The following is a 6,866-nucleotide window of genomic DNA, read 5'->3' as shown; positions in this document are numbered from 1 at the left end:
GCGGACGATGCGGCGGCCGGATGGCGCGTGCTGTTCGAGGCGCACAACGCGCGCGCCGGGCGCGCGGGCGGCTATCGGGCGGGCCAGCGGATCGCCGTCAAGGCGAACATGAACGGCGCGGGCACGTTCGGCGCGGACGAGGACAGCGCCATGAGCTATACGACGCCGGTTCTTTTGCGTGCGCTGCTGCTGTCGCTCGTGGAGGACGCGGGCGTAGCGGCGGGCGACATCGCGGTGTACGACGCGTGCCGCATCTTCCCGGCGCATATGATGGAGCTCTGCTCGGAGGGCGCGCTTGCCGGCGTGCGCTTCCGCTACTACGACGAGGGCGGCCCGAACGACGCCGCAGGCGACGAGAGCGCGCCCGTCGTCTGGTCGGCCGACGTGGCGGGCGCGGCGAACGTGGTGCCCGCCTGCGTGTCGGAGGCCGACTACCTGATCAACCTCGCAAGCCTCAAGGGGCACAGCTACGGCCTCACGCTGTGCGGGAAGAACCACTTCGGCTCGCTGGTCAACTCCAGCCGCCTGCGACCGCCCGAGGCCGCCGGCATCCACCGCTACGTGTCCGGCCAGGCCATGGGCATGTACACCGTGCTCGTCGACCTGTTCGCCAACCGTCTGCTGGGCGGCAAGACGATGCTGTGGATGCTGGACGGCTTGGTGCCGGCAACCTCGGAAGGCGCGTCGGTCACGCGCGAGGCGGCGCAGTGGGAGGGCGCGCCCTTCGACGGCGGGTTCGCGGCCAGCATCTTCCTGTCGCAGGATCCGGTGGCCATCGACTCGGTGGGCGCCGACTTCCTCATCAACCAGCCGGCGGTCGTCAGCCGCAACGCCGCGCTCGAGGGCAACCTGGGCGTGGAGAACTACCTGCACGAAGCCGCGTTGGCATCTGCACCGCCGTCGGGAGCCGCGTACCGCGACGGCGCAGGGAACCCGGTGGAGAGCCTCGGCGTGCACGAGCACTGGAACAATTCCGTGGAGCGCCTGTACAGCCGCGACCGCGGCGAGTCGGAGGGCATCGAGCTCGTCCGCATTCTGCGTTGATCGCTCTGCACATGATTTCCATTTGACTTGGAATCAGCTCCAGGACGTAGACTCGAAGGACGGAAGCGAGAGGAGAGTCAGCATGAGACAAAGCGAATTGGACCGGCGCACCTTCGTCATGGGGTCGTTCGGCTTCGGCATGGCGGTGCTCGGCGGCGGCATGCTCGCCGGATGCGTTGCGGCAGAGGAGCAGGTTGAGGAAAACGAAGCGCCCGCGCCGGACGAGGAGGGCGGACCGGCCGAGTCCGTTGCGTCCGAGCCCGAGCCCGCGGCCCACGGCGGGCGGGCGCTCGTGGCGGTGTTCTCGTACTCGGGCAACACGTTTTCCGTCGCCGAGCGCATCGCGGAGGCGACGGGTGCCGACCTGTTCCGCATCGAGACGACCGACGCCTATCCCGACGATTACGATGCCATGACTTCCCAGGTGCGGCGCGAACAAGACGAGGGCTACCTGCCGCCGATCGCGGCCGCGGTGCCGGATTGGGATGCCTACGATGCGGTCTACCTGGGCAATCCCATCTGGTGGGGGCGGTTGCCGCATGTGATGCGCTCGTTTCTGCTGCAGCACGACCTGGCGGGCAAGGCGGTCGCGCCGTTCTGCACGAGCGGCGGCAGCGGCATCGACGGCGCCTTGGCCGATATCCGCGATCTGTGTCCCGGTGCGAACCTGCTGGACGGCCTGACCGTCGAAAGGAGCGCCCTTCCCGATGCGCTCGATCAGGTGGCGCCCTGGATCGAGGGCTTGGGGCTTGCGTAAGGGAGCTTCGGCTGAACGGTGGCCGGTTCGGGCCGTCTGCCGGGCAGCCCGTGCAAGAAGGCAAGAAGGAAAGCAAGAGGATAGGAAAGAGGCAACACTATGAACGACTTCATCTTCCACAACCCTGCCAAGGTGTACTTCGGAAAGAACCAGCTGGAGCACCTTCCTGAAGAGCTCGCGGCCTTCGGCACGAAGGTGCTGATGGTCTACGGTGGCGGCTCCATCAAGAAGAGCGGCCTGTACGACGAGGTGCGCGGCCTTCTGGAAGGCGCCGGCATGGAACTGTTCGAGCTGGCAGGCGTCGAGCCCAACCCGCGCCATACCACCGCGAACAGGGGCGCCGCCATCTGCAGGCAGAACGGCATCGACGTGGTCCTGGCCGTGGGCGGCGGGTCCGCCATCGACTGCGCGAAGGGCGTCGCCGCGGCGGCCAAGACCGCGGACGGCGACGTATGGCCCCTGGTCGCGGGCGGCGCATGGGTGACCGATGCCCTGCCCGTGGCGGTCGTGCTCACCAACGCTGCAACCGGTTCCGAGATGGATGCTTGGAGCGTCATCTCGAACATGGACGTCAACCAGAAGATCGGCCTGGGCGGAAGCGCGCTGATCCCCCGCGTGGCCTTCGAGAACCCCGAGCACAGCTACACCCTGCCGGCGTACCAAACCGCGTGCGGCGCGTTCGACATCTTCAACCACGTGCTGGACAATTACTACCTTGCCGGCGATGCCACCTTCGACCTGGTCCTGGAGATGCAGGAGGCCGTCATGCGCACGGTGGTGAAGTGGACCCCGGTGGCGTTGGAGGAGCCTCAGAACTACGAGGCGCGTGCGAACCTGATGTGGGCATCGTCCATGGCGCTCAACACGGTGCTCGATGCGGGGACGGTGCACGGGTGTGCGTGCCATATGATGGAGCACGAGCTGTCCGCCTACTACGACATCACGCACGGTCATGGCCTGGCCATCCTTGCCCCGCGCTGGCTCGAGTACATCTTGGACGACGGGACCGCGTCCGCCATCTATCGTCTGGGCATTGCGGTGTTCGGGGTGGAAGAGGGTCTTTCGCCTGAAGAAGGCGCTCGCAGGGCGATCGAGCGCGTGAGCTCCTTCGCCTCCGAGACGCTGGGGCTTGAGGGAACCCTGACCGAGCTCGGCATCGACGAGGCGCATTTCCAGGATATGGCGCGCCACGCTTGCGGCGGCGGTCGGATCCCGGGCCTGCGCAGCCTGGGCGCGGAAGACGTGGAGCGCATCTACCGCATGTGCCTTTAGGGGCGACTCGCGTCCCACGTGGGGAAGTCCCCATGCGGGGCGCGAAGGAGGCCGGCTCCAGGGGGCGCGCGGGAAAAAGGGCAAGTTCGCGTCGATATGCGAGCTTTTCCGCGTCTCGAGTCGGCCGAGCTGCTCGTCTCGATCAAGAAACCCCAGGTCGAACGATTGTCCCTCCTGTTTATCCGCAAATGAGGATAGCAATATCGACGGGAACTTACCAGGATTTCGCGATAGCGTTCGGGGTGGGATCGGCGCGCGACGACGCTGCTCCGAGACACATCCGTGCGAGGGCGTTCGTGCGCGGCAGCCTATCTTGTGGAGGGCCTGCTGCAAAACGAGCGGGCTCTCTTGGCGAGGCGCGGGTTGGCGTCGTAGCTTCGTCATGAGGCGCCGAGCCGACGTTGGCGATCAGGTAAAAAAAGAACCCGATGCGTCATGCACCGGGTTCTTTACCTGCAGGAAAGGGCGATCCCTCGTCTGATCCTACAGCGTCTCGAAGTTCCAGGAGCTCATGTACTTGATCTGCTCCTCGGTGAGCGTGTCGATCTCGATGCCCAGCGTTTCCAGCTTCACGCGCGCCACGTGCGTATCGATGGCGGCGGGCACGTCGTACACCTTGTTCTCCAGCTCGCCGGCGTGGAGGTACAGGTACTCGGCGGCCAGCGCCTGGTTCGCGAAGCTCATGTCCATCACGGACGCGGGGTGACCCTCGGCGCACGACAGGTTCACGAGGCGGCCCTGCGCCAGCACGATCACCGTGCGGCCGTCCGGCAGCGTGTACTCTTCCACCAGCGGCTTGATCTCCTCTTTCTTCGTGGCGTGGTCTTCCAGCCACTCAAGGTTGATCTCGGAGTCGAAGTGGCCGGAGTTGCACACGATGGCGCCGTCCTTCATGTTCTCGAACGCCGGGCCGTCCACCACCTTGCAGTTGCCGGTCACGGTCACCCACACGTCGGCGAAGCGCGCCGCCTCGGCCGCGGGCATCACCTCGTAGCCCTCCATGTGCGCCTCGAGCGCCTTGAGCGGGTCGACCTCGCACACGATGACGCGCATGCCCATGCCCTTCGCGCGCAGGGCCAGGCCGCTGCCGCAGTAGCCGTAGCCCGAGATCACGATGGTGCGGCCGCACAGGAGGCGGTTCGTGGCGCGCACGATGCCGTCGAGCGTGGACTGGCCCGTGCCGTAGTGGTTGTCGAAGCAGTGCTTCGTGTTCGCGTCGTTGATGTTGAACACGGGGTAGGCGAGCGTCCCCTCGGCGGCCATGGACATGAGGCGCACGACGCCCGTCGTGGTCTCCTCGGTGCCGCCCACCACGTGCGCCAGCTTGTCGGTGAACTTGGTGTGCAGCGCGGTGTCGAGGTCGGCGCCGTCGTCCATGACGATCTGCGGGTCGCAGGCGATGACGGCCTCGATGTGGCGGTTGTAGGTGTCGGCGTCCTCGCCGGCGATGGCGAACACGTCGATGCCGAAGTCGCGCACGAGAGAGGCGGCCGTGTCGTCCTGGGTGGACAGCGGGTTGGAGGCGCACAGCGTCACCTTCGCGCCGGAGGCCGAGAGCGCGCGCATGAGGTTCGCCGTCTCGGTGGTCACGTGCATGCAGGCGCCGATGCGCACGCCGTCCAAGGGCTTCTCGCGCTCGAAGCGCTCGCGGATGGACGCCAGCACGGGCATGTCGCGGTCCGCCCACAGGATGCGGGCGAGGCCCTCGTCGGCCAGGGCGATGTCTTTGATATCGTGGTTCAAGGGTATGCCTCCATTGACATATAAGGGAACGTGCGATTCTCGATCTCTCAGATTATCATAGCCGAACCGACCTAGTTATGAAGTTCGTATGCAGAACCTTTGTGAATACCGGTGATTTATGACCTCGAATTCGGAAGAAACGGTAACGAACGGACTCGTTGTTGCCCCGAACGGCTGCTCACCCGCTATAATCTGTCCAGCTTGGAACGCGTTACAGCCAGAGCGCCGCAGCGGCGAACAGGCGGCGTTCCGCACAACCCTCAGACGAAACCGAACAACACCAGGGGGGCGGAGCGCGACCCGCAGGACGGGTGCGCGATGGCACGGCCGCAAGGAGCGTTCGCGGCCCGACAAAGGAGCAAAGGTGCTGGACCAGTTTTTTTCGCAGATCTCGTTCGTTGACATATTCAACTTCTGCGTGTTTCTCACGTTCACGATCTGCTACACGTATCAGCTCTACTACGTGTTCGTGGTGCTGACGCGCAAGCCCAAGGAGCTCACGGCGAAGAAGAACCACAAGTTCGCCGCGGTCATCTCGGCTCGCAACGAGAGCGCCGTCATCGGCGACCTCATCCACTCCATCAAGGTGCAGAACTATCCGTCCGAGCTCATCGACGTGTTCGTTATCGCCGACAACTGCACGGACGACACCGCGCGCGTGGCCCGCGAGGCAGGCGCCATCGTCTTTCCCCGCAGCAACGACAAGGAAGTTGGCAAGGGCTACGCGCTCGACTACGGCTTCCAGTGCATTCGCGAGCGCTACGCCGACAAGGGCTACGAGGCGTACTTCGTGTTCGACGCCGACAACGTGCTGGATGTGAACTACTTCCGCGAGATGAACAAGACCTTCGACAACGGAGCGAAGGCCTCGACCAGCTATCGAAACTCCAAGAACTACGACTCCAACTGGATATCCGCGGGCTACGCCGTGTGGTTCCTGCGCGAGGCGAAGTTCCTGAACCAGGCGCGTCTCACGCTGAACACCAGTTGCGCCGTGTCGGGCACGGGCTTCTTCATAGCCGCCGACATCATCGAGAAGAACGGCGGTTGGAAGTGGCACCTGCTCACCGAGGACATCGAGTTCTCTGCGAACAGCATTCTCGAGGGCACGCGCATCAGCTACACGCCCACGGCCATCCTCTACGATGAGCAGCCCATCACGTTCCGCGACTCGTGGAACCAGCGCTTCCGCTGGGCGAAGGGCTTCTACCAGGTGTTCTGGCACTACGGTGCCCGCCTGGCGAAAGGCATCGCCGTGAACCCCAAGGGCGCGCGCTTCGCTTGCTACGACATGCTCATGACCATCGCGCCGGGCATGCTGCTTACCATCGTGTCGGTGCTGTTCAACGCCATCATCGTGTTCCTCAGCCTCACCGGAGCCATGTCCACGGGCATCATGGTTGCCTCCTCGCTGTCGTCCATCTTGTTCTGCCTGCTGAACTACTTCATCTTCATGTTCATGTTCGGCGTGCTGACCACGTTCGTGGAATGGGACTCCATCCGTTCCACCACGGGCAAGAAGGTTCTGTACATGTTCACGTTCCCCGTGTTCATGATGACCTATATCCCCATCGCGCTGGTCGCGCTCGTGAAGAAGTGCAACTGGAAGCCCATCAAGCACAGCATCTCGGTTGATGTGGCCGAGCTCTCCGACGCGGCAAGCGCCGCACCCCAAAAGCAGCGTGAGCGCACCATGTAGCACGCGGTGTCAAGTCGATATGCGAAAGCGGCGGGCCTCCGGGCCCGTCGCTTTTTTGCGCCCGGTTGGCGCACGTCTGCATCCTCGCCCGAAAAACACGCCTCGATGCATGAGGCGTGTTTTTCGGGCGAGGATGGCTTCCGACGGCGCCGATGTGCTTGCGAGTCGGGGGGGGGTTACCACACGCGGGCGAAGGTGAGGCAGCGGACGGTGGCGGCTCCGGCGACGCGGACGGCGTCGGTCGCGGCGAACAGCGTGGCGCCGGTGGTGTACACGTCGTCGACCAGGATGACCGAGGGGAAGGCGCTTGCGCCGGGCAGCGGGATGAAGCGGCCTTCCATATTCGCCAAT

General features: G+C 64.8%; 5 protein-coding genes. 4 read left to right on the top strand and 1 reads right to left on the bottom strand.

Annotated features, from left to right (window positions below):
- The 3 genes from HMPREF1023_RS03020 to HMPREF1023_RS03010 form a co-directional block, all read left to right on the top strand.
- Window positions 1–1,044, top strand: a 1,044-nt coding sequence (locus HMPREF1023_RS03020) for a DUF362 domain-containing protein (protein ID WP_009304674.1), incomplete at its 5' end; no start/stop codon positions are given.
- An 82-nt stretch (window positions 1,045–1,126) separates the two neighbouring features.
- The gene (locus tag HMPREF1023_RS03015; protein WP_009304673.1) at window positions 1,127–1,801 is read left to right on the top strand and encodes a flavodoxin; all 675 of its coding nucleotides are present in this window, start codon (window positions 1,127–1,129) and stop codon (window positions 1,799–1,801) included.
- Window positions 1,802–1,900: 99 nt separating this feature from the next.
- A complete protein-coding gene (locus tag HMPREF1023_RS03010) occupies window positions 1,901–3,073 on the top strand; it encodes an iron-containing alcohol dehydrogenase (RefSeq protein ID WP_009304672.1) in 1,173 nt (390 codons plus the stop codon).
- Window positions 3,074–3,556: 483 nt separating this feature from the next.
- Here the strand turns inward: HMPREF1023_RS03010 and ahcY are convergent, their stop codons facing one another.
- Window positions 3,557–4,816, bottom strand: a complete 1,260-nt coding sequence (ahcY, locus tag HMPREF1023_RS03005) for an adenosylhomocysteinase (protein WP_009304671.1) — start codon at window positions 4,814–4,816, stop codon at window positions 3,557–3,559.
- A 364-nt stretch (window positions 4,817–5,180) separates the two neighbouring features.
- On the opposite strand from ahcY, the gene HMPREF1023_RS03000 reads away from it, so the two are divergent.
- Window positions 5,181–6,515, top strand: a complete 1,335-nt coding sequence (locus tag HMPREF1023_RS03000; RefSeq protein ID WP_009304670.1) for a glycosyltransferase family 2 protein — start codon at window positions 5,181–5,183, stop codon at window positions 6,513–6,515.
- Window positions 6,516–6,866: the final 351 nt, after the last annotated feature.

This window comes from Eggerthella sp. 1_3_56FAA (assembly GCF_000185625.1).
GTDB lineage: Bacteria > Actinomycetota > Coriobacteriia > Coriobacteriales > Eggerthellaceae > Eggerthella > Eggerthella lenta.
This window is presented reverse-complemented; position numbering and strand designations above follow the sequence as displayed.

Bases quoted from the DNA above. Each gene is read 5' to 3' on its own strand.
- HMPREF1023_RS03015 (WP_009304673.1), top strand. From the start codon at position 1,127: ATGAGACAAAGCGAATTGGACCGGCGCACCTTCGTCATGGGGTCGTTC.
- HMPREF1023_RS03010 (WP_009304672.1), top strand. From the start codon at position 1,901: ATGAACGACTTCATCTTCCACAACCCTGCCAAGGTGTACTTCGGAAAG.